Source organism: Bradyrhizobium sp. AZCC 1577, assembly GCF_036924575.1.
Lineage (GTDB): Bacteria > Pseudomonadota > Alphaproteobacteria > Rhizobiales > Xanthobacteraceae > Bradyrhizobium.
Genome location: NZ_JAZHRQ010000001.1, coordinates 2,146,880 through 2,171,926 on the forward strand (window position 1 = coordinate 2,146,880; position 25,047 = coordinate 2,171,926).

A 25,047-nucleotide genomic window follows, 5' to 3' on the forward strand; every position below is an offset into this window, starting at 1 on the left:
CCAATGACTGTGAACGTGAAGATCGCAAGCACCGCGCCCGAGCTCAAAGACCCGTCGTTGCTGCGCAGCGCCTGCCTTATCGACGGTGCGTGGGTCGGAGCCGATAGCGGCGCTACGCTGACGGTCACCAACCCAGCGAGCGGCGCCACACTCACGACGGTCCCGAACATGGGAGCCGCGGAGACCCGTCGTGCTATCGCCGCCGCTGATGAGGCAGGGCCATCCTGGCGTGCGAAGACGGCCAAGGAGCGTGCCGCGATCCTGCGGAAATGGTTCGACCTGATGATGGCCAATCAGGAAGACCTCGCAATCATCATGACTGCGGAGCAGGGCAAGCCGCTGGCGGAGAGCCGCGGCGAGATCGCCTATGCCGCTTCCTTCATCGAGTGGTTCGCAGAGGAGGGAAAACGAGTCTACGGCGACACCATTCCGGGTTTCACCGCCGATCGCCGCATCATCGTGCTGAAGCAACCGATCGGCGTCTGCGCTGCGATCACGCCCTGGAACTTCCCCGCAGCCATGATCACCCGCAAGGCCGGTCCCGCACTGGCGGCGGGCTGCACGATGGTCGTCAAGCCGGCAAGCCAGACGCCGCTTTCGGCGTTGGCGCTCGCCGTGCTAGCCGAACGTGCAGGGGTCCCCAAGGGCGTCCTGTCGGTCGTAACGGGGGCAGCCAGCGCGATCGGCGGCGAGATGACCTCAAATCCGACGGTACGCAAGGTCACGTTCACCGGCTCGACCGAGATCGGCAAGAAGCTGATGGCGCAGGCGGCAGCCACCGTCAAACGCACGTCGATGGAGCTCGGCGGCAATGCGCCGTTCATCGTCTTCGACGACGCCGACATCGAAGCCGCCGTGAGGGGGGCCATGGCCTCCAAATATCGCAATGCCGGCCAAACCTGCGTCTGCGCCAACCGCCTGTTCGCGCAGGACAACGTCTATGACGCCTTCGTAGCCCAGCTCACCGAGGCCGTGAACGCAATGAGGGTCGGTGACGGCTTCGGGCCGGATATCACCATCGGACCCCTGATCAACACGGAGGCCGTCGAGAAGGTCGAGGAGCATATCGCCGATGCCGTGGGGAAGGGCGCGCGGGTCGTGACCGGCGGACAGCGCCATGCGCTCGGACACTCCTTTTACCAGCCGACGGTGCTGGCAGACGCCAAGCCGGACATGCTGATCTTCAAGGAGGAGACTTTCGGGCCGGTCGCGCCGATCTTTCGCTTCAGTACCGAGCAGGAGGTGATCAAGCTCGCCAACGAAACCGAATTCGGTCTCGCGGCCTACTTCTACGGTCGCGACATCGGACGCATCTTCCGCGTCGCGGAGGCGCTCGAGTACGGGATCGTCGGCATCAACGAAGGTATCATCTCCAGCGAAGTCGCGCCGTTCGGCGGCATGAAGGAGAGCGGTAACGGGCGCGAAGGCTCGAAATACGGTATCGAGGATTATCTCGAGGTCAAATATCTCTGTCTCGGAGGAGTCTAAGGACCCTGGACGGCCATCCGAATAAGGAAGTCGTCAATGCAGCACATGTCGACTTTCCCTCTGAGAGGCATCCTCCGCGGCAGTTCGGCCCTGGCTCCCGTCTTGAGACTGCAATAGATGGCCGAGGACGAAAAGAAGCGAACGCCTCGCAGAAGTCCTCGTGCCAAAGGTAAGACAGGCTCATCGAAAGCGATGCGCGGTTCCGGCGCCGTGACGTCCGGCCGGTCTCTGACAAGCCGTTGCTGGAGCGCGATCGTGCTCCTGAAACTGCGCGAAGGTCCCAAGCGCCTCAGCAGATTGAGACGCGAGGTCGTTGGCTTACCACAACATGCGCTGTCCCAAACGCTGCGGAAGCTGGAGCAAGAGGGAGCCGTCGCCGAAAGAAGAGCGCTAACCATTCCACCGTCCGTCAAGTACGAGCTGACTGACGTCGGACGCAGCATGCTTGAGAGTGCTGCGGTGGGGTCCGCAAGGGCGAAAGCGTGCCCGCGTGGTGTTGGAGAAGCGAGAACCTCGGCGGAAATCAGTAACTCCCGCCTAAGCCGCTCTGACCTTGGATAGCAGCAGATCGATGCTCGAACGAAGGTCCCTAGACTGGTCGCCAAGCCTCGTTGCCGATCTCGAAACCTCGTCGGCGGCGACGGCAGTATCTTCGACCGACTTGTTGACGCCTTGGATGTTCTCCGAGAGCTGAGCGGTACCGGTCGACACTTCCCGGACGTTACGTGCGATCTCGGCGGTTGCGGACTCCTGCTCCTCGACGGCAGCGGCAATGGCCGTTGCGATCTCGCTGATCGAGCCGATGGTCAGACTTACCCCGTTTATCGCGTGCACGGCCTCGACGGTTGCGCTCTGCATCGTGGCGACCTGCGCGGAAATCTGTTCGGTAGCCCTCGCGGTCTGGGTTGCCAAAGTCTTCACCTCGGTTGCGACGACCGCGAAACCTTTGCCGGCCTCGCCGGCCCTGGCTGCTTCTATCGTGGCATTCAGAGCCAAGAGATTGGTCTGGCTCGCGATCTCGCTGATCAGCTTGACGACGTCGCCGATGTTCTGCGCCGCCACGGACAGGCCGTTGATGGTCATACTCGTCCGATTGGCCTCTTCCACCGCATTTGCGGAGATCGTTGCCGAGCGCGTGGCCTGTTTTCCGATCTCCGAGACGGAAGCAGAAAGCGCGTTGGTGGAAGCCGCGACGGACTCGATGGCCAGAGAAGCCTGTTGAGCCACGCCTGCGACCGTCACGGTCTGACCGCTGGCTGCTTCCACGATGGCCGTCATGCTCTGAGAGGTCGCCCCCAAGCCGCGGATGGCCTCCGCAACGGTGAGCAGCGAGGAGTCCACTGCGGCGTCGAACTCGTCCGCAACCCGGTTCAGCAACTCCACGCGATCCTCTTCAGCTCGCGATCTCAGGGTGTCCTGCTCTCTACGAAGATTGTCAGCTTCGATCATGGAGTCCTTGAAGACGCGTACCGATTTTGCCATGGCGCCGATTTCGTCGGTTCCCTCAGCTGGCACCGCCGCGGAAAGGTCGCCTTCTGCCAGTTGATTCATTGAGCGGGTCATCACCCGCAACGAATTCACGATACCTCTTCCCATGAAGAACGACAGGGCCAAGGTCAGAAGGAGCGCAATTCCGATCAATGCTCCGGTTCGCCAAAGCTGCATGTGGAAGATTTCGTCGATGTCGTCCAGATAGGCACCTGCGCCGATAGCCCACCCGTAGGGCTTGTATCCGGCCGAGTACGATATCTTGGGCAAAGGCTCCTGACCGCTCGCGCGCGGGTAGCGATAGTCCACGAAGCCATGGCCCGGGCCTTCGTTCGCAAATTCGACCAGACGCTTGGTAAACAGTACGCCGTCAGGGTCGGCAACAGCCATCAGGTTGGTGCCCTCGACCTTCGGGTTCGGATGCACCGCCACCTGCCCGCGCATGTCGAGCGCGAACAGGTAGTCGTCCTTGCCGAATCTTAGCGCTCTCAGGAACTCCTTGCTGCGAACGAGCGTCTCTTCATCCGACAATCCCGCCTTGAGCGACGTTTGGCGATCCTGTTCCAGAGCCCTGATCGTGAGGCGTACTACGTCTTCTAATTTGGACTTCCTGTCCTCAACCAAGTTGGTTCGGAGCGCGGACAAACTGAACCAGGCCACCGCGACAATGCCGGCAACAGAAGCTGCAGTGATCACGATCAGCCTAGTGGAAATCTTCAAACTTCTGCGCATAGCCACCCTCTCGTTCAACCAAGGTGGCTTGCATTAATGAACTACTCTGCTTAAAATGCCTTTAATGCCGCTCGCGCCAACGGGATCGCGCGATCAAGCCGACATTCCCTTCCGAAACGGGCCCTAACGTTTGGGCAAAGATCCGCCGACGAGCTGTTTTGCTGCAGAAACTGCAATTTCAGCGCGTTGATGCCGTACCGTCGCTATGACGAAGCCTGCCAGAGAAAACATCGCATCGAAGGTCACGCGGCGGTCGGCATATCGCTTGGCGCATCGTTACACGTCGAACATCCGTCGAATATACGAGGGTGTACGTCGGCGAACAATACTGGATCGTGGACATTCAACCTATTGAAATCATTGGACGTGGGCGAACGGTGGCGGAGCTATTATTTGGCCCTCTTAAGGCTGAAACAGGGCTTCGATTCCGTAGGGAGCGCCATCTGCGAGATTGGAGCTTTTGACGTTGGCTCTAAGTCGCTGCCTCGAAGAGCAATTTGAGGTGGTTGCGGGTCCCCGATTTGAACCTATCAAATCGATGGCGTTGTGCAGCGGATCCCTTCGACCGCCGATCTCATTATGGCGCGCAACGCGCGTCGGCGGTGAAGGCAACCCGCGATGCGATGCCGAAAAGAAGCGAACTCTCCAGCTGCATTGATCCTTATCGCTTTACGATGCTGCCGACGCGGATGTCGTCGTAATGGATCAGCTAGGTCTCTTGATCGGCGTCGGGGTCGCGGCGGCACCGGTTGAGGGTAGCGATGGCAAAGCGATTTTCGTCAAACGTGCCAGAGCGAGGTGCCCCAATTGTGCCCCAGCTTTTTTGGGGCACACCTCCAGGGATTCAGTTCCCTAAATCATTGATTTCAAAGGCTTGATGGTGGACGCACAAGGGATCGAACCTTGGACCTCTCCCGTGTGAAGGGAACGCTCTCCCGCTGAGCTATGCGTCCGGGAAATATGGGCGAACGATGAGCCCCGTCAGAGCCCGCGATTTACGAAGGACGGGCCCATAGTGTCAAGCGATCAGTCGGGCCGTGACCTCGCGTTTTCGCGCGGGGACGGGGAATTACGCCCCCTGCTGGCGGGCCCGCGAAGCGTGCGACTGCAGCGCGCGGATGCGCTCGGCCAGCGTCCCGCCGCCTTCCGCCATCGCGGGGGCGGCACCGGCGACGTCGTTGGCGGGTTTGGCAGGCACTTTCGGGACGGCCGGTTCCGCGGCCAGCATGGCCTCGATCGCCGAATTCGGTCCCTCGAGCTGCATCGCGAGTTTTGCAACTTCGGCCGCGATGTCGTTGATGCGCTCGCGGAGCAGCGCGTTTTCCATCCGCTCGGTCGCCCAGGAGCTTTCGGCCTGCTGCTGGATCGCGTTGATGTCGCGCTGCAGTTTGGCGCGCTCGTCGCGGGCGATGCGAAGCTGCTCTTCCAGAGCCGCCTTCTCGGTGCGCAATTTTTCCACGGTCGGCGACTTGCCGCCGCTCATGCCTGCGATCTCCTCGCGCAGTTCGCGCGCGGTGCGTTCGGCGTTTTCGTTCGCCTGCCGGAGCTGATTGTTCTCGTATTCGCGCTCAGCCAGGATCTTGCCTTGCGTGGCCAGCCGCGCTTCGAGGTCGTTGACGCGGTTGCCGAGCATCTCGGCTTCCTTGACCTGGACGATCAATTGCCGGTCGAGATCGGTGACGCGCTGGCTCAAATTTTCGACACGGCTGCGCGCTTCCGTCAATTCGCGCGTCGCATGCTCGGACTCGGCGCGCTCCTGCGCGAGGCGGGTCTGGGTTGCCGAAAATTCCTTCTCGGCGTCGCCGACGCGGCTCTTCAGTTCCTCGATCTGCGTGCGCACCGTGACCAGCTCGACTTGGCGGCTGTCCGCCATCATCGAACGGTCGTTCAATTCGTGATTGATCCTGGCGAGTTCGGCCTGCTTGTCGGTCAGCGCCTGCTCGGCGTTGCGCAACAGCTCGGTCTTGGCCGCGAATTCCTCTTCGGTGGCGCGTAGCTGCTCCTTCATCGCCTTCTCGCGCGCTTCGAGCGCAAAGATCGTGGCGTTCTTTTCGCCGAGCTCGATCTTCAAGCGATTGATCGCATCGCTCTTCTTGCCGAGTTCGGCGAGTTGGCTGGTGGTCTTGTTCTTGAGCTGCTCGACGCTCATTTCGAGCCGCCGCGCCGACATGGCGAATTCCGCGCGCAACTGATCCTTGTCGGCCTGGATTTCGGCCATCGACAGCGGCGTCGCCGCCTCCAGCCGCCGGGTCGTCAGCCGCACCGCGCGGTTATGCACCAGCGGCACGATCATCAGGCCGAACAACATCGAGACCAGAAAACCGATCGCCAGATACATGATCGGCTCGATCATGGATGGTTACTCCACACAGACAAGGAATCGTTAATCACATTGCCACGCCAGCCCGACCCTGCGCCAGCCCGATGCCGCGTTAACCTGAATCCACCCGGGGAGATCCGGGGAGACTTGGCGTCTGTGCTTGAAGCTGGGCTTAGAATGGGTTCCAGGTCGCCCGTGGAGTATATTTGAGATACCCGACATTGGCGCCGAGCCTTAAGCCGATGCCGGAACGGATCGGCACCAGCACGATGTTGTTGGCGGTCAGCGCGGTCATGCCGAAGCCACCGACGATATAGGCGGAGCCGTCGATGCCGACGAAGCGCTGATAGATCGCGTTGGTGGCGGGCAGGTTGTAGACCAGCGTCATGGTGCGCGCGCCGTCGCCGCCCCAGTCGAAGCCGACCGACGGCCCCTGCCAGTAGACACGCAAGTCGCCGGCATTCTTGGTGTAGAGCGTGCCTTCGCCGTAGCGCAGGCCCGCCACAAAAGCGCCGGAGCCTTCCTCGCCGAGCACATAGCCATTGGGCAAGCCCCATTGGCTCACCGCCCGTTCGATGACCGAAGCGAGGCCGCGCGAGACGTTGCCGAAGAACTTGTGCCCGGCCGACACCAACTCCTCGGGCCCGAAAGTCTCGGGACCCGGCTGCCGCTGTGGTGGCGGGTAAGGTCCGCCCGGTGGGGGCGGATAAGGCCCTCCCGGCGGCGGCTGCTGCGCAGAAGCTGGCACGGTCCAGCACATCAGCGCGGCGAACGTCACCGCGGCAAGGCGTGAAGCAAACGTCATGAAAGAACCCCTGGCATCGAATTCTGGCCGCCGCCTTAACCTGACGCCAACAAGCATGGCTCTAGGTTGCGCCCAGTGTCCCCTCGACTCGCATGTTATCGGCACCAACTATGACGGCACAACGGCATTTTGGCTTCGATATAACGGCATAAGTCCACCGTTTCAGGCTTCCTGCCATCGGCCAAGGAAAATCAACGGTTCAATTGGTATCAATTCAGACAATGACGGCACAACGGCAGGAAAGATACGGTTCGCGCCCCCAAATGGCCGCTTTTGCCTTATTGGCAAGTTTTTTTTGCGCAGCCAGCCTTGATTTCGCCGCGCGCGCCGCGACCACCGAGCGGGTGGTGGTGAACCGCTATTCCGGACTCGCCATCGGAGGCTTCGATCCCGTCGCCTACTTTACGGAATCCATGGCCATCGAGGGCTTACCCGATTTCGAGGCTCGCGAAGCCGGCGCCGTCTGGCGTTTCCGCAACGAGGGCAATCGCGCTTCTTTCGTCGCGCATCCGGATATCTACGGGCCTCAGTTCGGCGGCTATGATCCGGTCGACCTGGGGCGAGGGGTTACCTATGCAGGCAACCCGCGCTTTTGGGTGGTTGCGGGCCAGCGGCTCTATTTGTTCGGCCGCGAGGACAACCGCGATGCGTTCGCCGCCGAACCGGCGCGTTTCGTCGAGGAAGCCACCGCACGTTGGCCGGCGCTCGAGCGAGGGCTGGCGCAGTAGCTTCCATTTGGCCGGCACTGTTCCCGCGGTCGCTGCGCTCGCCCGGGTTACAGGCCCCGCGTTCAGGGCGTCGCCTTCGGATCGCCCCAGGCGATGAATTCGGGAACGATGAAGCCCGTCCGTCCCGTGCCAAATTGCAGGGCGGCGCCGGTTGAATCCGTGATCTTGCCGCCGGCGGCCGCGACGACGGCATGGCCCGCGGCCACGTCCCATTCCGAGACCGGCGACAGCCGGGGATAGATATCGACGGAGCCTTCGGCCACCCGGCCCAATTTGACCGCCGAGCCAAGCTCGCACCGTACGGCCCCCGGTCTTGCGGCAATAAAGGCTTCGGTCCTGGCGTCGCCATGCGAGCGGCTGACCGCCACGGTCCATGGCTGGCCGCGCGGCGGGCAGGGGCGGGTACGTATAGGCTCGACGAGCGGCTTGCCCTTGCCGAGCGTCAGCCGCTCCGCGCCGCGTCCGACAATGCCGCGCCAGATCAGCCCGAGCGCAGGTGCGCTGATAATGCCAAGCAGCGGCGTCCTCCGGGTCACCAGCGCCAGGTTGACGGTGAATTCGTTGCGGCCGGCGACGAATTCCTTGGTGCCGTCGAGCGGATCGATCAGGAAGAAGCTTTCCATATAGGGCAGCGCGGACGTTTGGACGCGCTCTTCCGAGAGCGCAGGTATTTCGGGCACTACCTGGGCAAGGCCCTCGGCGATGATTCGGTCGGCCGCCAGATCGGCCTCCGTTACCGGCGAGCCGTCGGTCTTGCCGTCGACCTTCATGGCGGAACGGTTGACGGCAAGGATGGCGGCGCCGGCCCGGATCACGATCTCGGTCAGCGGTTCGATCAGCACTGCTGCGGCCTCGCGATCGAGCGCGGGCGGACGTGCCTCATTCATGAGCTCGGCCCATTTGCTGTTCGTCCTGCCTTACCATTGCCGCCCCCTGCTGGCAGCACGGGGCTGCGCAGTGTATCAAACCGATAAGCACGCGTGATTCGTAACGGTCCGCCAGCAATTTGCGACCCGGCGGCTTTCCAGGAACCCATGATGTCTGGCACTTCATCTCCCGGTCCGGCTCCCGATACCCTCGAACTTGCGGCGCTGTTGTGTTCGCGAGTCTGTCACGATCTCATCAGCCCGGTTGGCGCGATCGTCAATGGGCTTGAGGTGCTAGACGACAACCCGAAGCCCGAAGACCGCGATTTCGCGCTCGATCTGATCCGCAAGAGCGCCAAGACCGCCTCCGCACGGTTGCAGTTCTGCCGCCTGGCGTTTGGCGCTGCGGGATCGGCGGGCGCGCAGATCGATCTCGGCGATGCCCAGACCATGGCACGCGGCCACATCGAGGACGGCAAGATCGCCATCACCTGGAATCTGCCGCGGCTGTTGCTGCCGAAGAACCGCGTCAAGCTGCTGTTGAACATGCTGATCATCGCGCAGCAAACGATCCCGCGCGGCGGCACGCTGACGATCGATCCGATCGGCGACGGCGAGACGATGGGTTTTCGCGTCACGTCTTCGGGCCTCAACGCGCGCGTGCCGCAGAACATCGCCAATCTCGTGAGCGCGAGTTCGACGGCGACCGTCGACGCGCATGCGGTGCAGCCTTACTATACGCGGCTGTTGGCGCAGGCCTGCGGGCTGAGCGTGACGCTTGAGCCCGACGGGGAAAAAGTGCTCGTTACTGCTTCCTGAGCGCGGCGCAGCGCCGACATGGTTAACCAACGGTTGAAAACAGGCGGCAGAATTCATTTCTGCCGTCTTATCTCTTTGTTGATCCCGTTCTTTTCCATTTGCTCAACCAATATTAAACGCTTTGCATAGAAGCTGGCCCTGTTCCGTAAGGCGCGTCGATGTCGCGTGCCGGTGCGTACGAAGGCCAGTTTCATGGATGATTTGTTGCGGGAGTTCCTGACCGAAACCAGCGAGAGCCTGGATACGGTCGACAATCAGTTGGTGCGGTTCGAGCAGGACCCGAGCGACGCGAAGATTCTGGATAACATCTTCCGCCTCGTCCACACCATCAAGGGCACCTGCGGTTTCCTGGGCCTGCCGCGACTGGAAGCACTCGCCCATGCCGGCGAGACCTTGATGGGCAAGTTCCGCGACGGCATGCCGGTCAAGGCCGAAGCCGTGACGCTGATCCTGTCCTCGATCGACCGCATCAAGGAGATCCTCGCAGGTCTGGAAGCCACCGAGACCGAGCCCGAGGGCACCGACGAAGACCTGATCGAGAAGCTGCATGCGATGGCCGAAGGTGGTCACCCTGCCGAGGTGCAGCCTGAACCCGCTCCCGTCGTCGCCGCGCCGCCGGCTCCGCCCGCGATGACCAAGGGCACGCTGGTCGAGCAGGTGCTGGAACGCCCGTTGCGTCCGGGCGAAGTCTCGCTCGACGACCTCGAGCGCGCCTTCCGCGAGACCGCGACCGAAGCCGCGCCGGTTCCCGTCGCCAAGGCTGCGCCGGCGCCGGAGGCCAAGGAAGTAAAGGCAAAACCGGCCAAGCGCGCCGCTGCCGTCGAAGTCGACGGCGAGGTCGCCGACAAGATCGCCAACCAGTCGATCCGCGTCAACGTCGACACCCTCGAACATCTGATGACGATGGTCTCCGAGCTGGTGCTGACCCGCAACCAGCTCCTGGAAATCTCCCGCCGCAACGAGGACACCGAGTTCAAGGTGCCGCTGCAGCGGCTCTCCAACGTCACCGCCGAGCTGCAGGAAGGCGTCATGAAGACGCGGATGCAGCCGATCGGCAATGCCTGGCAGAAGCTGCCGCGCATCGTGCGCGACCTCTCGGGCGAACTCGGCAAGCAGATCGAGCTCGAGATGCACGGCGCCGACACCGAGCTCGACCGCCAGGTGCTCGATTTGATCAAGGATCCGTTGACGCACATGGTGCGCAACTCCGCCGACCATGGCCTGGAGACCCCGGCGGAGCGGCTCGCCGCCGGCAAGGGCGAGCAGGGCACGATTCGGCTCTCCGCCTATCACGAGGGCGGCCACATCATCATCTGCATCGCGGACAATGGCCGCGGGCTGAACACCGAGCGGATCAAGGCCAAAGCGCTGCAGAACGGTCTCGTCACCGAGGCCGAACTGGAGAAGATGACCGAAGCCCAGATCCACAAGTTCATCTTCGCGCCGGGCTTCTCCACCGCCGCCGCCGTCACCTCGGTCTCCGGCCGCGGGGTGGGCATGGACGTGGTGCGCACCAATATCGACCAGATCGGCGGCACCATCGACATCAAGAGCGTGGCCGGCGAAGGTTCTTCCGTCACCATCAAGATCCCGCTGACCCTGGCGATCGTCTCGGCCCTGATCGTGGAAGCCGCCGGCGACCGCTTTGCGATCCCGCAATTGTCGGTGGTCGAGCTGGTGCGCGCCCGCGCCAACTCCGAACACCGCATCGAGCGCATCAAGGACACCGCGGTCTTGCGGTTGCGCAACAAGCTGTTGCCGCTGATGCACCTGAAGAAGCTGCTGAAGATCGACGACGGCTCGTCCAGCGACCCCGAGAACGGCTTCATCGTGGTGACGCAGGTCGGCAGCCAGACCTTCGGCATCGTGGTCGACGGCGTGTTCCACACCGAAGAAATCGTGGTCAAGCCGATGTCGACCAAGCTGCGGCACATCGACATGTTCTCCGGCAACACCATTTTGGGCGATGGCGCCGTGATCATGATCATCGACCCCAACGGCATTGCCAAGGCGCTCGGCGCCTCCGGCGCCTCGGCCCATGAGATGGCCGACGACGCCTCCGCGGCGCATGCCATGTCCGGCGAGCAGCTCACCTCGCTGCTCGTGTTCCGCGCCGGCTCCTCGCAGCCCAAGGCGGTGCCGCTCGGCCTCGTCACCCGGCTGGAAGAGATCGCCACCGACAAGATCGAGCTCTCCAACGGCCGCTACATGGTGCAGTACCGCGACCAGCTCATGCCGCTGGTGCAGATGGCCGGCGTCACGGTCCAGAGCACCGGCTCGCAGCCGATCCTGGTGTTCGCCGACGACGGCCGCTCGATGGGGCTCGTGGTCGACGAGATCATCGACATCGTCGAGGAGCGGCTGCACATCGAGGTCGCCGGCCAGCAGGACGGCATTCTGGGTTCCGCCGTGATCAAGGGCCAGGCCACCGAGGTGATCGACGTCGGCCACTTCCTGCCGATGGCGTTTGCCGACTGGTTCTCGCGCAAGGAGATGCGGGCCTCCTCGACCGCGCAATCGGTGCTGCTGGTCGACGACTCCGCCTTCTTCCGCAACATGCTGGCGCCGGTCTTGAAAGCCGCCGGCTACAAGGTGCGGGTCGCCGTCAACGCCCAGGAGGGGCTCTCGGCGCTGCGCTCGGGCCAGACCTTCGACGTGGTGCTGACCGACATCGAGATGCCCGACATGAACGGCTTCGAGTTCGCGGAAGTCATCCGCGCCGACAACAATCTGGGCACGCTGCCGATCATCGCGCTGTCCTCGCTGGTGTCGCCGGCGGCGATCGAGCGCGGCCGGCAGGCCGGCTTCCACGACTACGTCGCCAAGTTCGACCGCCCCGGCCTGATCGCGGCGCTGAAGGAACAGACCGCCGAGACCCGGCGCGCGGCCTAGAGCATGATCCGGAAAAGTGGGAACCGGTTTTCCGAAATGATCATGCTCAAAACGAGAGAACGGTAACAGACCATGACAACCAAGACCGAGACCATCGAGGGCACCGTGGCCGAATACGTCACCGCCGTGATCGGCGGGCAATTGTTCGGCCTGCCGATCTCCCGCGTCCAGGACGTGTTCATGCCGGAACGGCTGACGCGGGTGCCGCTGTCCTCCGCCGAGATCGCCGGCGTGCTCAACCTGCGCGGCCGCATCGTCACCGTGGTCGACATGCGCGCCCGGCTCGGCTTGCCGAAGAACGACGACGGCAAGCCGCCGATGGCGGTCGGCGTCGACTTGCGCGGCGAGTCCTACGGCCTGTTGATCGACCAGATCGGCGAGGTGCTGCGGCTGCCCGACAATGGCCGCGAGGAAAACCCCGTCAACCTCGACCCCCGCTTCGCCAAGCTCGCCGGCGGCGTGCACCGCCTCGACGGCCAGCTCATGGTCGTCCTCGACGTCGATCGCGTTCTCGAAATCATGCCTGACCTGATGGCGGCATGAAAATCCAACCCGGTACGGAAACATCCCTCTTGGGAATTGATGTAAGTGGAGGCCTAAAATGAAAACATGTCTGGTCGTTGATGACTCGAGCGTCATCCGAAAGGTCGCGCGACGTATCCTCGAAGGTCTCGACTTTCAGATCGTCGAGGCCGAGGACGGCGAGAAGGCGCTTGAAGTCTGCAAGCGCGCGATGCCCGAGGCGGTTCTGCTCGACTGGAACATGCCGGTCATGGACGGCTACGAATTCCTCGGCAATCTGCGCCGCATGCCCGGCGGGGACGCGCCCAAGGTGGTGTTCTGCACTACCGAAAACGACGTCGCACACATTGCGCGTGCGCTGCATGCCGGCGCCAACGAGTACATCATGAAGCCGTTCGACAAGGACATCGTCACCGCGAAGTTCCAGGAAGTCGGCTTGATCTGATCTCTATGTGATCCCGGCGGCTCGACGGCCATCGGCGTTGGTTTTGCAAGTGTGCCGCTTGAGTTGGGTCGGGTGAAGTAATGAGTGTTGCGTTAACGAAGTCTCCGCCGCCAATCTCGACAAGGCAAGACAAGCTGCGCGTGATGGTGGTCGACGACTCCGTGGTGATCCGCGGGATGATCTCGCGCTGGATCGGCGCCGAGCCGGACATGGAGGTCTCCGCCTCCCTGCGCACCGGCCTCGACGCCGTCAACCAGATCGATCGCATCAAACCCGATGTCGCCGTGCTCGATATCGAAATGCCGGAGCTCGACGGCATTTCGGCGCTGCCCCAGCTGCTTGCGAAAAAGCGCGACCTCGTCATCATCATGGCGTCGACGTTGACCCGCCGCAATGCGGAGATCAGCTTCAAGGCGCTCTCGCTCGGCGCCGCCGACTACATTCCAAAGCCGGAGAGCACGCGCGAGGCCACCGCTGCCGAGACGTTCCACCACGATCTGATCCAGAAGATTCGCCATCTGGGCGCCAGGGCCCGCCGCCGTGCGTCGCCGGGCGCGAGCCCGGCTCCGGCACCAGCCGAGCGGGTGCGCGAGGTATCCGTTCATCCGGTCGCCGCACCGGTTGCGCAACTGCCACTGGCGCGCCGGCCCTTCAGCATGCTGGCGCCGCGTGTGCTTCTGATCGGCTCGTCGACCGGCGGCCCGCAGGCGCTGATGGCGCTGGTCGCCGACATCGGCCCGGTGATCGATCGTTTTCCGGTGCTGATCACCCAGCACATGCCGCCAACCTTCACCACAATTCTCGCCGAGCATCTGGCACGTGCGAGCCGCCGGACGGCGCATGAGGCCGTTGACGGCGAGATCGTCAAGCCCGGCCGGATCTATCTTGCGCCGGGCGGCCGCCACATGCGCGTCGTGCGCCATGGCGCGGACGCCACGATCGCGCTCGACGACGGGCCGCCGGTGAATTTCTGCAAGCCTGCGGTGGACCCGCTGTTCAACTCCGCCATCGACGTCTGGCAGGGCGGCATCATGTCGGTGATTCTGACCGGCATGGGCTCCGACGGCATGCGTGGCGGCAAGGAGATCGTCGCCGCCGGCGGCAGCGTGATTGCCCAGGACGAAGCGACCAGCGTGGTGTGGGGCATGCCGGGCGCGGCCGCCAATGCAGGTATTTGCGCGGCGGTTCTGCCGCTCAATCAGATCGCGCCAAAACTGGTTCGGTTGTTTTCGGGAGATCGTTCGTGACGCCTTCAGACTATGAGTATCTGCGTAAGCTTCTGAAAGAGCGCTCCGGGCTCGATCTTTCGGCCGACAAGCAATATCTGGTCGAAAGCCGGCTGCTGCCGTTGGCCCGCAAGTCCAGCCTGCCGGGCATTTCCCAACTCGTCGAGAAGATGAAGGGCGGGGCCAACACGCTGACGGCAGAGGTGGTCGAGGCGATGACCACCAACGAGACGTTTTTCTTCCGCGACAAGATTCCGTTCGATCATTTGCGGGAAGGGGTCATTCCGGCGCTGGTGCAGGCGCGCGCGGCCCGCCGGTCGTTGCGCATCTGGTGCGCGGCTTCGTCCACCGGGCAGGAACCGTATTCGATCGCGATGTGCCTGAAGGAGGCGGGACCCCTGCTGTCCGGTTGGCGTACCGAGATCGTCGCGACCGACCTGTCGCAGGCGGTGCTGGAAAAATCGAAGGCCGGTATCTTCAGCCAGTTCGAGGTGCAGCGCGGATTGCCGATTGGGTTGCTGGTGAAGTATTTCACCCAGAACGGCGAACTCTGGCAGATCAATGCCGAGATCCGCGGCATGGTGCAGCACCGTCAGCTCAATTTGCTGCAGGACTTCTCCCATCTCGGCGTGTTCGACGTCATTTTCTGCCGCAACGTGCTGATCTATTTCGATCAGAATACCAAGTTTAACATCTTCGAGCGGCTCTCCCGGATGCTGGAGCCCGATGGCGTGCTGGCGCTGGGCGCTGCCGAATCCGTGGTCGGCATCACCAACAGCTTCAAGCCCTATCCGGAGCGACGCGGACTTTATCGTCCGAACATCGCACCGGTGATACGGGTGGGGGCGTCGACCCTGGTGCCGCAAACCCTGCGGGCGGTTGCCGCGGCGGGCTGATCTTCTTTACCTCGCCCCGCTCTTCGCGGGGAGAGGTCGGCGCGTAGCGCCGGGTGAGGGGTCGCTCGGCGCGCTCCGGTTGTCATTGGATTTCGCGGGTAGAGCCCCTCCGTAGGGGCCTCTCAGCCTCAGCCGGTCGAGGCGGAGGATCTTCAGGTGTGCAAACAGTACTTCGATCTTCTCAGCGCGAGTGACGGCGTACTCGCCATTCGACAGGGGGCCGCGGCATCAAGCTGCGACGCCCTTTACGGGTTTGATCCGCCGCAGCTCATCGAGTTCCAGTTCCGCTTCCGCCTTTGCAGTGGCCAGTATTCGCACAGCGTAGGCGATGTTTTCCTCGGAGTGATTGGCCATCACCTGCATGCGAATTCGGGCCGCGCCCTTGGGAACGGCGGGAAATTCCACTAGGTTGGCGACCAATCCGAGTTCGATAAGGCGTCTTGAAACAAGACGTGCAAGGCCTTCCGAACCCATTTTGACGCAAACGATCGCGGATGGGTCGCCATAATAGTCGAGGCCGGCCTGCTTCAACTCGCGACGAAGCGACAGGACGTTGGCGAGCATCTTGCGCCGTAGCGCGTGCCCTTCGGCGGAAGCGACGATCTCGAATGCCTTCAGGATCGTCGCGGCCTGCGCCGGCGAAAGGGCATTGGAGAAAGTGGCAGGGGCGCTGTAAAAGCGTAGATATTCCTGCACCGCTCGGCTCTTGCAGGCGACGAACCCGCCGTTTGACGCAAACGTCTTGGAAAAGCTCCCCATCACTATGTCGACCTTGCCGAGCATGTTCTGCAAGCCGATGTGGCCGCGGCCGTCCTCGCCCAAGCAGCCAAGATCATGTGCGACGTCGACGACAAGAGTCGCATTGAATTCGTGGCAGAGAGCTTGCAGGACAGCGAGATCGGGGGTGTCAGAGTCCATCGAGAACAATCCCTCCGTGATCACGAGGATTCCGTTCTCTTTGTCCTTGGCTCGGATTTTCGCGAGGATGTTCCGGCAATATTCGTTGTCGAGGTGCCGGAACAGATGAAGGTTGGTGCTTGCGGCGTGAGCGCCCTCCTGCAGGCAGGAGTGTGCCAGCATGTCCATCACGATATGGTCGGCCGACCTGACGAGGCCCTTCACGACGCCGAAGCCCGCGGCCCAACCTGTCGGGTACAACACGACGTGGTCCATCGCCAGGAATTCGGCGATCTTGCGCTCGAGCGCTACCGAGTACGAAGTGTTGCCGACAAGCGCAGGAGAGCCAGCGCTATGTACCCCACAGCGCTCGATAGTCTCGATCGCCGTTGCCTTGATGGCCGGATGCGATGCCAGGCTGAGATAGTCCTGCGAAGCAAAGTTTACGCCGAGCATCCTGTTGCCCCGGTCGTCCTGAGCAGAGCAAACGGTCTTGGGACCGTCCTCCGTGGCACGAGAGAAGGGCCAGAGGCCGTGATGCCGGCGCAGATCCTGCCAGCGGAAGAAACCTTCGGTGCGTCCCAAAAGGTCTGCCCCACCGGGGACGCGGAAGTCCCTCATGCTGCCCGTCAAGACGGCCGGCGCAATACCGGTGTATGAATCGTTTGAAGCCATCCCGAACTCGCATTTTTTGGTTATTCTGTATGCCCGGGACGAGATTAATTCCTGGTTGGATATTGGGAAGTTTTCCGGCCTTTTCCGGCGAAATTTGTGTTTGGTTTTCTGTACCTTAAGAGCTGCACAGAAAGTCATGGCGGACGCCAGGAAGGGCCGCGGGGGTCTTGGGCGCCCGCGCGCGTAAAGGCGGCGTTAACCATAGATGGCGCAATGTGTCTTTCACGTTTCAAGGCCCATCCGGAGCAAGCGAGGAATTCATGATCGGCGTCCTGAAAGGCCAGCCATTCCACAAAATTTCAAGCCGGGTCGCGGCGGCAGCGATGGTTGTCTGTGCGCTTTCCGCGCCCGCATTCGCTGCGGATTTGCGACTGCCTGTGAAGGCGGCCCCGCCCATCCCGCCTGTTCCGGTATTCTCATGGACCGGCTTTTATATCGGCGCGAACGGCGGCTGGGGCTCGAGTCGCAACTGCTGGGATCTTGTTCCGCCCACGCCGGTACCCCCTGCGCTGCTCGGCCCCGAAGGCTGCCACGATGCGACAGGCGCCGTAGCCGGCGGCCAGATCGGCTATCGCTGGCAGGCAGGCGCCGCAGTCTTTGGTCTGGAAGCGCAGGGTAACTGGGCTGACCTCAACGGCAGCAAGATCAGCCCGCCGTTCCCTGCCACGACCAACCGGTCACGGATCGAAGCGTTCGGCCTGTTCACCGGCCAGATCGGCTGGGCCGTCGAAAATACACTGTTTTACGTCAAGGGCGGCGGCGCCGTCACCGATAGCCGCTTCCGCTACACCGACAATGCGACCGGCATCGTTCTCGGCGCTGCGAACGACACGCGATGGGGAGCCGCGGTAGGCGTCGGCCTCGAATTCGGCTTCGCTTCGAACTGGTCGGTCGGTGTGGAGTACGATCATCTGTTCATGCAGGATCGTACGTTTGACTTTACCAGCCCGGCTGGTGCTTACGCCGGCACGGTTGCCACCCGTCAGGATGTTGATCTCGTCACGGCCCGCGTGAACTACAGGTTTGGTGGCCCCGTGGTCGCGAAATACTGACCGCGCTGAAGTTCGACGGCGTGGGCCTAGGCCGCCGGACTCTCGCGAGCGACCGAAGGCAGATGCGACCGCATCTTGCCGAGCAGCCGCTGCATGTCGACAGGCTTCGTATCAAAATCGGAGCATCCGACTTCGACGCTCTTGTCGCGATCGCTGGCAAGCGCATGGGCTGTCAGTGCAATGATGGGAATGGCCGATGTTGCCGGATTGGCCTTGATCCGCTGTGTTGCTTCCCAACCGTCCATTTCGCCGAGCGCTACATCCATCAGGATCAGATCGGGCAATTCGCTCGCTGCCATATCCACGCCCGTCGGACCGTCGCAAGCGGAGCAGACAGAAAAGCCGTTGCGCTCGAGACGGCGCGTAAGCATGTCCCTGTTCATCTCATTGTCTTCAACAAGCAGAATTCTATGCATTGGCAATTCCGGCGGGAGCAGGCAGAGCAGTATCGGTGACGTCGGGAACGAGCGTGGCCGCGGCGTAGCGGTCGGTTTTCCGCCGACCTTCGACGAGTGGCATTCGGATGGTGAAGCGGCTGCCCTTTCCGGGTTCGCTTTCCACGGAGATCCGGCCGCCCATCAACTTGCAGAGCCTTTGGCTGAGCGCCAATCCAAGTCCCGTACCGCCATACTTGCTGGTGCTGGAGTCGTCGGCGACAGTGAATTTCTCGAAGAGATTCGGCATTTGATCCGATGCGATACCGATTCCCGTATCGATGACGTCAACGATGAGTTGATCGCCCGCCACGCTCTTGAGGCGTCGCGCGGCGATTTCTACCCTACCGTTGTGGGTGAATTTCGCTGCGTTATCAGTCAGCTGCCCAACCAAATTGCGAAACCTTCCAGCATCGCAGAGCGCGGTCCCCAGATCGGGGGAGATCGAACATGCGAACTCGCTTCCGTTTGCCTCAACTGCGGTCCTCGCCCGCTCGGCAACATACCGAAGCAATTCGCTGAAATCTATTTCTTCCAGATGCAGCTCCATTTTTCCTGCTTCGATCTTGGAAAGATCGAGCACCTCGTTGACGAGCTTCAGCAGGTGCTGTCCGGCCGTGTGTATCTTGGTCAGGTCAGCGATGCCCTCCCTGTCGCCTTCTATCTCGGCGTCTTCGAGCAGCATCTGGCTGTAGCCGATCACTGCGTTGAGCGGTGTGCGCAGCTCGTGACTCATCTTGGCCAGAAATTCGGATTTCGCGGCTCCCGCGCGCTCGGCTTCCTCGGTAGCCGCACGCAACGCCGATGCCGTCGCCATGTGCTGCCGCATCTCACTTTCTAGCTCGCCCTGCGAGGCCTGGATCTTCGCATAATAGAGCGCCATCATCGCCACATAGATCGACGCCGCCGTCGTCGAGACGAGACCAAGCCCCTGCATCGCAGCAACCGGCAGCTTGCTGTTGATTTCGAACCCACGCGAGTAGAAGAAGGTGAATACCGCCACGTTGGCAACGAACATGATCATTACGATCAGGCGCAGCTTGCTCGACGAGCCCAGATAGAAAAATGCCAGTAACGGTATGACGAGTACCCAGGCAAGCGTGGGGGAGGTCACGCCGCCATAGAAGAAGCAGCTCCAGAGAATGCAGAAGATCAGGTTCTCGATCGAGACGAGCGCAAGCGTGTCGTAGGGCGCGCCGGCGCGCAGAATGAACGGAAATACCCAGAACAACGTGATCGACGCCGCCAACACCGCCACGTCATATCCGGGCGCAGGATCTAGCAGATAGATCGAAATCGGGACGACGTTTCCGATGAACGGACCCAGGATGTGACTGACAAGAAACACGTGAGCACGGTTTCTCGTATCGCGGTCGGAGGCGATGCTAGGCGGAATGAAGTAATTGACCAGATTGTCGAGGGCAGCAAGTGCCGTTGCAAACTTGGCGTTCATGAAATTGGGCCCGCTTCCTGCGAGTTAGTGTTCCGATATTCCGATCCGTTGCCCTTGCGACTTTGCAAGTAAAAATAAGTACAGTTTCCGGCAGCTAACAGTTTCACAGCTCGCTTAAAACCGCGTTAATCGACAGTCACCCCCGACTAAACCGATTCTTAAAAGGCGGTGCGCTAGCTTGCCTGCCATAAAACTTCAGTGGGGGCTCAATATGCCCGTTTGGCAAGAAGTCGTTAAGTTTATTGATTGGTTTGTTCCGGCGGAGGCCAAGCTCGAGCGCTCCGAGCGGGAACTCGCGCAGAACTTCATATTCACTCATCTGTTCGGGCCTGCACTTTCGCAGTCCATCAGTCTGTTTCTCTATCTCAGCGACCCGCACCAGGGCGTTGCCTGCTGGACCGTCATCACTTGCATCTGGCTGTTCTGGACTCTTCCGTTCGTCTACAAGACGAGCGGCAACCTGCAGCTATCGGCGCTGATCTCCGTTGAGTTGCTTGCTTTTACCTCGTTGTTCGGCGCCTACTTCTACGGCGGCGTCAGCTCGCCATTTCTGCCGTGGTTGATCGTCAGCCTGCTGCTTGGCTTCTTCTATCTGTCGGAACGGCCAATCCTCGTTGTCGGCCTGTTCACGTTCAACATTCTTGGCTTCATTCTTGCCTACCTGCTGTGGGGTTTTCCGACGCTACTGTCGCACGAACAACTTTCGACGGTCGGCTGGATCTCGATCCTCTCCGCCACGATCTACATGTCGTGGATGGCGATCTACTACGCCAACATGATCACCGTGGGATCCGAGCTCGAGCGCGAAGCCGAACGGCATCGGGAGACGGCGGTGCGCCTGCGCGAAGCCAAGGACAGGGCCGATGAGGCGAACCGCGCGAAGTCGATCTTCCTGGCCAAGATGAGCCACGAGCTTCGAACGCCGCTGAATGCCGTGATCGGATTCAGCGAGATTTTGCTCGAGGGTGTGGAATTCGAGGGCAAGAACAGCCGAAAGAAGCCGGATCTCGAACGGATCAATTCAGCAGGAAAGCATCTGCTGTCGTTGGTGACCGACGTTCTCGATCTGTCGAAGATCGAGTCCAACCATGTCGAGCTGAAGATCGAACAGTTCGATCTGAATGACATGGTTCGCGAGGTTGTCGCCACGGTTCAGCCGACGGTGGCCGAAAAGAAGAACAAGCTTGTCGTCAGGTGCCCATCCAACCTGGGCATCGTGTCGACGGACCAGACCAAGCTGCGACAGGCCGCGCTCAATCTGTTGAGCAATGCCGCGAAGTTCACGGAAGCGGGCACGATCGTCCTCTCGGCGCAGCGCCGCAAGCATCAGGCGGGCGACTGGATCGAGATCCAGGTTCAGGACACCGGAATAGGCATCAGCGAGTCCGAAATCGGGAGACTCTTCCAGAATTTTGGTCAGGCGAGCCAAGCGACATCCAGCAAGTATGGCGGAACGGGACTCGGTCTTGCGCTAAGCCAGAAGCTTTGTGCGCTGATGGGCGGAGGCATCTCGGCAACCAGCGAGCCTGGACGAGGATCCTGCTTCACCATACGTGTGCTGGCCTGGATGACCGAGCAGCAGCCGGCCGATGAACCGTCCATCATGCCCGCGTTTGCGGTCGCCAGTTCATCGGCGGTGTAAAGATGTCCATCCAGAACACAAATGTAACTCGTCTCGAGGACTTTGCGTCACAGGAGTCCACGAGTACCACCGCCAGCGATGCTGAGGTGCGTCCCCATTTGCTGATTGTCGACGACATCAGCGACAATCGCGCGATCCTTTCGCGGCGCTTTGAACGGCGCGGCTTTGCCGTCACGGAGGCGGAATCCGGGCTTGCCGCCATCGAACTGATCGAGAGAGAGACGTTCGATCTCGTCCTTCTCGACGTCATGATGCCTGGAATTGACGGCATAGAAACCTTGAAGCGGATCCGCGATCGAAAATCGGCGTCCGCACTTCCCGTCATCATGGTTACCGCCAAGTCGGAAAGCACCAACATTGTCGACGCCCTCGAGTGCGGCGCCAATGACTACGTCACGAAGCCGGTGGATTTTTCGGTCGCATTGGCGCGGGTTAATACGCAGATCAGCCGCAGGCGCGCCGAGCAGCAGGTGGAGCTTGCGAATGAGCAGCTTCGCAGGACAAATGAAGCATTGGAGGCGCGCGTGGAAGAGCGCACCAAGCGCCTCGCCGACGCCAATCAAAGGCTCAAGGAAGAGATCGCGGATCGTGAGGAACTGCAGGCGAGATCCCAATATCTAGCTTATCATGATTCGCTGACGGGGCTCGGCAATCGGATGCTGTTCAAGGAACAACTCGAGCAGGCGCTTACAGACGAAACGGTGACACCGCATCCGCTTGCGGTCCTGTTCGTAGATCTCGATGGATTCAAGGCGGTCAACGACACCGGGGGCCACTCGGTCGGCGATCTGCTTCTGAAGTCCCTTTCTGCCAAGCTTCGCGATCTGCTGCCGCCAACGGACCGCATTGCGCGGCTTGGCGGCGACGAGTTCGCGATCCTGCAGATATCGGGTATCCAACCATCAGCGTCGCTCGCTCTTGCGGAGCGAGTCATCGAGGTCGCGGCTCATCCGCAGACTATCGAGGGAAACGACGTGACTGTGGGCGCGAGCGTCGGAATTGCGATTGTGCATCCTGGTGAAATGAATGCGGAAACCGTCCTTAAATGCGCGGATCTCGCGATGTACAGCGCGAAGTCCGGCGGTCGCGGCACATTTCGCATGTTCGATCCGCAGATGGATGCCATCGTCCAGACCAGGCGGTCGCTGGAGCGGGATATGCGCAACGCGTTGGCCCAGGGCGACTTCAGCCTGTTCTATCAACCGCTGGTTAACCTGCAGACCAAGAAGGTAACCGCCTTTGAAGCGTTGATGCGCTGGCATCATCCCGAGCGGGGCTCGGTGGCGCCGTCGGAATTCATTCCGGTCGCCGAGGAAATGGGCCTGATCCTGCCGCTGGGCGAGTGGGCGTTGAGACAAGCATGTATGGAGGCGGTCCACTGGCCGGACGAAATCAACCTCTCGGTCAATCTGTCTCCTTTGCAGTTCGCCAAGGGGAACCTTGTTTCAACCGTCATGAGCGCGTTGGCTTCGTCGGGACTGCCAGCAAACCGCCTCGAGTTGGAAATCACGGAATCGGTGTTGCTCGAAAAATCCGAAAGAAACATCGGGATCTTGAACCATTTGCGCGCACTGGGCGTCCGGATATCCATGGACGATTTTGGCACGGGCTATTCTAGCATCGGTTACCTGCGCAGCTTTCCCTTTGACAAGATCAAGATAGATCAATCCTTCGTCCGGGATGTGCTCGTTGATGAGGGTAGCCTGGCAATCGTTCGGGCGATCGCCGGGCTGGGTGTGAGCTTCGGCATCACGACAACCGCCGAGGGAGTCGAGACGGAAGAGCAAATGCGCTGCCTTAACCAGGAGGGCTGTATCGAAGTTCAGGGATACCTGCTCAGCAAACCGGTACCACCAGCCGAAGTGCCTGGATTGCTGGAGCAGCTTAAAGCCGCTGGTGCGCCAGCTTCCGGTTCCTGAAGTGTGTGCTACCCAAATGCCGGTGGGAGTGTTTTTCCGCGTCGGGCACGCTCTTAGGTTCAACCCGATTGATTGGTCCGAGAGCCGGTGATGGAAACCGGACTCGATGTACCGACAGAACTTCGCCCCCTGGTCGCCACTGGCCTCGATAACGCTGAAAAGGCTTTTGCGTTCTTTTTCGACGCCGGGACAAAGTCGGCTGCACCAGCTTCCAAGGAAACAATCGCTCTTCTAAAGCGGGTTGTGGCCGTGAAGTTAGATTACGCTCGAAAGCTTGCGCTCGCGAGTGAGCTATCAGAAATGACCGCGTTGCAATTCGTATATTGCCAAGCACAAGTTGAAATCACGGCTGATCTAATTCGCATTGTTTCGGATTCGATCCCCCAGCGAGCGCTGACTCAATAACGGCATCATTTAGTGATGTCTGTTAGTCTAAAGGTTAAAAATCGAACCCCATTAGGCGTGCCCCCTTCAACGAGGGACGCGACCTCACCCTCACCCCACCAACCCTCTAAGAGCGAGCTTCGGTCGTCTCGACCCCGCGAAGAGCGGGGCGAGGGAGCGCGACACACCGCCTCTGCTGCCGCGCTACAAGATCGCGTGCGGCAGAAAACGCGACGCGTTGCCGGTGATCGGGTTCTCGTCCTCGCGGATCGACAGGCCGCATGGCGTGTGATCGACCAGCCAGCTTCCGAGCACCGGGTATAGGTCGGTGAAGCTCGGCAGCGGTGCGAAAGCCTGCCGGATGAATCCTTCCGCGCCATAGGGGCCCTGCTGCTCCGCCAGCGTGGTGCCGGCGCTGACGAGCGCAACATTGGCGCCTTCACGCGAATAGAGCGGCTTGCGCACGAACGAGGAGCCGAGCATGGCCGCCTTCGGATCGTCCTCGAAATAGGCCGGCAGCAAATTGGGATGCTTCGGAAACATCCCCCACAGCAGGGGAAGGATGCCCTTGTTGGAGAGGATCGCCTTCCATGGTGGTTCGATCCAGCGGGTCGGCGCGGTTGCGAGTTTTTCGCCGAACGTGTCGCGGAACATCCATTCCCAGGGATAGAGCTTGAAGGCGAGTTCGATGGCGCGGTCGTCGAGATCGACGAAGCGGCCATTGCCATCCAACCCGATTTCCTTGATGTCCATCAATGTCGTCTTCAATCCGGCTTGGCTCGCAGTGTCCTGCAGATAGGCCAGCGTACCGGCATCCTCGGCATTGTCGGTCATTCCTGTGAGATGAAGATGCTTGGCGCCGCCATGTTTCTTCCAGGCGTCGATCAGGCGCTCGTGGATTGAATTGAACTGGTCGGCGCGTTTCGGGATGATGTTGCGCTCCATCGCCTGTTCGAGCCAGGTCCACTGAAAAACCGCTGCTTCGAAAATCGAGGTCGGCGTATCGGCATTGTATTCCAGCAGTTTCGCCGGGCTCCAGCCGTCGTAGCTCAGGTCCAGCCGGCCGTAGAGGCTGGCGTCACGGCGGCGCCAGCTCTCGGAAATCAGCGGCCAGAACGCTTCGGGTATTTTCAATCGGCGCAAATACTTTTCGTCGTTGATCACGCGGCCGACCAGCTCAAGGCACATCGCATCGATCTCGGCGGTGGGCGCCTCGATCCGCCGTTCGATTTCCTGCAGCGTGAACGCGTAATAGGCCCGTTCATCCCAATAGCGTTCGCCATTGATGGTGTGAAAAGTAAACCCGACGCCTTCGGCGGTGGCACGCCAGTCGTCACGTTCGGGGCAGACGATCCGTTGCATGA

At 61.4% G+C, this 25,047-nt stretch carries 21 protein-coding genes and 1 tRNA gene; 13 read left to right on the forward strand and 9 right to left on the reverse strand.

Features of this window, described 5'->3' with window-relative positions; genetic code table 11:
* Positions 1-3 precede the first annotated feature (3 nt).
* On the forward strand, positions 4-1,488 hold the full coding sequence (gabD, locus tag V1278_RS10090; RefSeq protein ID WP_334380591.1) for an NADP-dependent succinate-semialdehyde dehydrogenase: 1,485 nt from the start codon (positions 4-6) through the stop codon (positions 1,486-1,488).
* Positions 1,489-1,680: 192 nt separating this feature from the next.
* Positions 1,681-2,049 carry a winged helix-turn-helix transcriptional regulator gene (locus tag V1278_RS36900; protein ID WP_442894647.1) on the forward strand — a complete coding sequence of 123 codons (369 nt, stop codon included), beginning with the start codon at positions 1,681-1,683 and terminating at the stop codon, positions 2,047-2,049.
* On the opposite strand, the gene V1278_RS10095 is transcribed toward V1278_RS36900, so the two are convergent.
* The 4 genes from V1278_RS10095 to V1278_RS10110 all read right to left on the reverse strand — a co-directional run bounded on the left by V1278_RS10095 (position 2,026) and on the right by V1278_RS10110 (position 6,833).
* The gene (locus V1278_RS10095; RefSeq protein ID WP_334380592.1) at positions 2,026-3,708 is read right to left on the reverse strand and encodes a methyl-accepting chemotaxis protein; all 1,683 of its coding nucleotides are present in this window, start codon (positions 3,706-3,708) and stop codon (positions 2,026-2,028) included. The genes V1278_RS36900 and V1278_RS10095 overlap by 24 nt on opposite strands.
* Before the next feature lie 878 nt (positions 3,709-4,586).
* Positions 4,587-4,661: transfer RNA gene (locus tag V1278_RS10100), tRNA-Val, on the reverse strand.
* Between the two features lie 116 nt (positions 4,662-4,777).
* A complete protein-coding gene (locus tag V1278_RS10105) occupies positions 4,778-6,061 on the reverse strand; it encodes a hypothetical protein (RefSeq protein ID WP_334380593.1) in 1,284 nt (427 codons plus the stop codon).
* A 139-nt stretch (positions 6,062-6,200) separates the two neighbouring features.
* Positions 6,201-6,833 carry a DUF1134 domain-containing protein gene (locus V1278_RS10110; protein ID WP_334364783.1) on the reverse strand — a complete coding sequence of 211 codons (633 nt, stop codon included), beginning with the start codon at positions 6,831-6,833 and terminating at the stop codon, positions 6,201-6,203.
* A gap of 263 nt (positions 6,834-7,096) precedes the next feature.
* Here V1278_RS10110 and V1278_RS10115 point away from each other — a divergent pair, with 263 nt between their 5' ends.
* On the forward strand, positions 7,097-7,561 hold the full coding sequence (locus V1278_RS10115) for a YHS domain-containing (seleno)protein (protein ID WP_334380594.1): 465 nt from the start codon (positions 7,097-7,099) through the stop codon (positions 7,559-7,561).
* Between the two features lie 62 nt (positions 7,562-7,623).
* On the opposite strand, the gene V1278_RS10120 is transcribed toward V1278_RS10115, so the two are convergent.
* Positions 7,624-8,448, reverse strand: coding sequence for a 3'(2'),5'-bisphosphate nucleotidase CysQ family protein (locus V1278_RS10120; RefSeq protein WP_334380595.1), 825 nt, complete (start codon positions 8,446-8,448; stop codon positions 7,624-7,626).
* Between the two features lie 150 nt (positions 8,449-8,598).
* Here V1278_RS10120 and chpT point away from each other — a divergent pair, with 150 nt between their 5' ends.
* The 6 genes from chpT (at position 8,599) to V1278_RS10150 (ending at position 15,227) form a co-directional block, all read left to right on the forward strand.
* A complete protein-coding gene (gene chpT / locus V1278_RS10125; protein WP_334380596.1) occupies positions 8,599-9,246 on the forward strand; it encodes a histidine phosphotransferase ChpT in 648 nt (215 codons plus the stop codon).
* 192 nt (positions 9,247-9,438) lie between these two features.
* Complete coding sequence (locus V1278_RS10130; protein ID WP_334380597.1) at positions 9,439-12,138, forward strand: hybrid sensor histidine kinase/response regulator; 2,700 nt, start codon at positions 9,439-9,441, stop codon at positions 12,136-12,138.
* A gap of 72 nt (positions 12,139-12,210) precedes the next feature.
* Positions 12,211-12,681, forward strand: a complete 471-nt coding sequence (locus tag V1278_RS10135; protein WP_334364778.1) for a chemotaxis protein CheW — start codon at positions 12,211-12,213, stop codon at positions 12,679-12,681.
* Positions 12,682-12,739: 58 nt separating this feature from the next.
* Positions 12,740-13,105, forward strand: a complete 366-nt coding sequence (locus V1278_RS10140) for a response regulator (protein ID WP_028347253.1) — start codon at positions 12,740-12,742, stop codon at positions 13,103-13,105.
* 80 nt (positions 13,106-13,185) lie between these two features.
* Complete coding sequence (locus tag V1278_RS10145) at positions 13,186-14,352, forward strand: protein-glutamate methylesterase/protein-glutamine glutaminase (RefSeq protein ID WP_334380598.1); 1,167 nt, start codon at positions 13,186-13,188, stop codon at positions 14,350-14,352.
* Positions 14,349-15,227, forward strand: a complete 879-nt coding sequence (locus V1278_RS10150; protein ID WP_334380599.1) for a CheR family methyltransferase — start codon at positions 14,349-14,351, stop codon at positions 15,225-15,227. The genes V1278_RS10145 and V1278_RS10150 overlap by 4 nt, the downstream gene beginning before the upstream one ends.
* A 228-nt stretch (positions 15,228-15,455) precedes the next feature.
* Here V1278_RS10150 and V1278_RS10155 read toward each other — a convergent pair whose 3' ends face one another.
* Positions 15,456-16,580 (reverse strand): aminotransferase class I/II-fold pyridoxal phosphate-dependent enzyme, encoded by a 1,125-nt coding sequence (locus V1278_RS10155; RefSeq protein ID WP_334380600.1) that lies wholly within the window; start codon positions 16,578-16,580, stop codon positions 15,456-15,458.
* 479 nt (positions 16,581-17,059) lie between these two features.
* Between V1278_RS10155 and V1278_RS10160 the strand changes: the two genes are divergently transcribed.
* Entirely contained in the window at positions 17,060-17,851 is a 792-nt protein-coding gene (locus V1278_RS10160) for an outer membrane protein (protein ID WP_334364774.1), read from the forward strand.
* Between the two features lie 26 nt (positions 17,852-17,877).
* On the opposite strand, the gene V1278_RS10165 is transcribed toward V1278_RS10160, so the two are convergent.
* Positions 17,878-18,267 (reverse strand): response regulator, encoded by a 390-nt coding sequence (locus V1278_RS10165; RefSeq protein WP_334364773.1) that lies wholly within the window; start codon positions 18,265-18,267, stop codon positions 17,878-17,880.
* Positions 18,260-19,738, reverse strand: a complete 1,479-nt coding sequence (locus V1278_RS10170) for a sensor histidine kinase (RefSeq protein ID WP_334380601.1) — start codon at positions 19,736-19,738, stop codon at positions 18,260-18,262. The genes V1278_RS10165 and V1278_RS10170 overlap by 8 nt, the downstream gene beginning before the upstream one ends.
* Positions 19,739-19,949: 211 nt before the next feature.
* On the opposite strand from V1278_RS10170, the gene V1278_RS10175 reads away from it, so the two are divergent.
* The 3 genes from V1278_RS10175 to V1278_RS10185 all read left to right on the forward strand — a co-directional run bounded on the left by V1278_RS10175 (position 19,950) and on the right by V1278_RS10185 (position 23,704).
* On the forward strand, positions 19,950-21,380 hold the full coding sequence (locus tag V1278_RS10175; protein WP_334380602.1) for a sensor histidine kinase: 1,431 nt from the start codon (positions 19,950-19,952) through the stop codon (positions 21,378-21,380).
* A 2-nt stretch (positions 21,381-21,382) separates the two neighbouring features.
* Complete coding sequence (locus tag V1278_RS10180; protein ID WP_334380603.1) at positions 21,383-23,299, forward strand: putative bifunctional diguanylate cyclase/phosphodiesterase; 1,917 nt, start codon at positions 21,383-21,385, stop codon at positions 23,297-23,299.
* Positions 23,300-23,389: 90 nt separating this feature from the next.
* Entirely contained in the window at positions 23,390-23,704 is a 315-nt protein-coding gene (locus tag V1278_RS10185) for a hypothetical protein (RefSeq protein WP_334380604.1), read from the forward strand.
* A 183-nt stretch (positions 23,705-23,887) separates the two neighbouring features.
* Here V1278_RS10185 and V1278_RS10190 read toward each other — a convergent pair whose 3' ends face one another.
* Entirely contained in the window at positions 23,888-25,045 is a 1,158-nt protein-coding gene (locus tag V1278_RS10190) for a glutathionylspermidine synthase family protein (protein ID WP_334380605.1), read from the reverse strand.
* Positions 25,046-25,047 lie beyond the last annotated feature (2 nt).

Excerpts from the sequence above, each read along its gene's own strand:
- gabD (WP_334380591.1), top strand. The coding sequence starts at position 4 with ATGACTGTGAACGTGAAGATCGCAAGCACCGCGCCCGAGCTCAAAGAC.
- V1278_RS36900 (WP_442894647.1), top strand. The coding sequence starts at position 1,681 with ATGCGCGGTTCCGGCGCCGTGACGTCCGGCCGGTCTCTGACAAGCCGT.
- V1278_RS10095 (WP_334380592.1), bottom strand. The coding sequence starts at position 3,708 with ATGCGCAGAAGTTTGAAGATTTCCACTAGGCTGATCGTGATCACTGCA.
- V1278_RS10105 (WP_334380593.1), bottom strand. The coding sequence starts at position 6,061 with ATGATCGAGCCGATCATGTATCTGGCGATCGGTTTTCTGGTCTCGATG.
- V1278_RS10110 (WP_334364783.1), bottom strand. The coding sequence starts at position 6,833 with ATGACGTTTGCTTCACGCCTTGCCGCGGTGACGTTCGCCGCGCTGATG.
- V1278_RS10115 (WP_334380594.1), top strand. The coding sequence starts at position 7,097 with ATGGCCGCTTTTGCCTTATTGGCAAGTTTTTTTTGCGCAGCCAGCCTT.
- V1278_RS10120 (WP_334380595.1), bottom strand. The coding sequence starts at position 8,448 with ATGAATGAGGCACGTCCGCCCGCGCTCGATCGCGAGGCCGCAGCAGTG.
- chpT (WP_334380596.1), top strand. The coding sequence starts at position 8,599 with ATGTCTGGCACTTCATCTCCCGGTCCGGCTCCCGATACCCTCGAACTT.
- V1278_RS10130 (WP_334380597.1), top strand. The coding sequence starts at position 9,439 with ATGGATGATTTGTTGCGGGAGTTCCTGACCGAAACCAGCGAGAGCCTG.
- V1278_RS10135 (WP_334364778.1), top strand. The coding sequence starts at position 12,211 with ATGACAACCAAGACCGAGACCATCGAGGGCACCGTGGCCGAATACGTC.
- V1278_RS10140 (WP_028347253.1), top strand. The coding sequence starts at position 12,740 with ATGAAAACATGTCTGGTCGTTGATGACTCGAGCGTCATCCGAAAGGTC.
- V1278_RS10145 (WP_334380598.1), top strand. The coding sequence starts at position 13,186 with ATGAGTGTTGCGTTAACGAAGTCTCCGCCGCCAATCTCGACAAGGCAA.
- V1278_RS10155 (WP_334380600.1), bottom strand. The coding sequence starts at position 16,580 with ATGCTCGGCGTAAACTTTGCTTCGCAGGACTATCTCAGCCTGGCATCG.
- V1278_RS10160 (WP_334364774.1), top strand. The coding sequence starts at position 17,060 with ATGATCGGCGTCCTGAAAGGCCAGCCATTCCACAAAATTTCAAGCCGG.
- V1278_RS10165 (WP_334364773.1), bottom strand. The coding sequence starts at position 18,267 with ATGCATAGAATTCTGCTTGTTGAAGACAATGAGATGAACAGGGACATG.
- V1278_RS10170 (WP_334380601.1), bottom strand. The coding sequence starts at position 19,738 with ATGAACGCCAAGTTTGCAACGGCACTTGCTGCCCTCGACAATCTGGTC.
- V1278_RS10175 (WP_334380602.1), top strand. The coding sequence starts at position 19,950 with ATGCCCGTTTGGCAAGAAGTCGTTAAGTTTATTGATTGGTTTGTTCCG.
- V1278_RS10180 (WP_334380603.1), top strand. The coding sequence starts at position 21,383 with ATGTCCATCCAGAACACAAATGTAACTCGTCTCGAGGACTTTGCGTCA.
- V1278_RS10185 (WP_334380604.1), top strand. The coding sequence starts at position 23,390 with ATGGAAACCGGACTCGATGTACCGACAGAACTTCGCCCCCTGGTCGCC.
- V1278_RS10190 (WP_334380605.1), bottom strand. The coding sequence starts at position 25,045 with ATGCAACGGATCGTCTGCCCCGAACGTGACGACTGGCGTGCCACCGCC.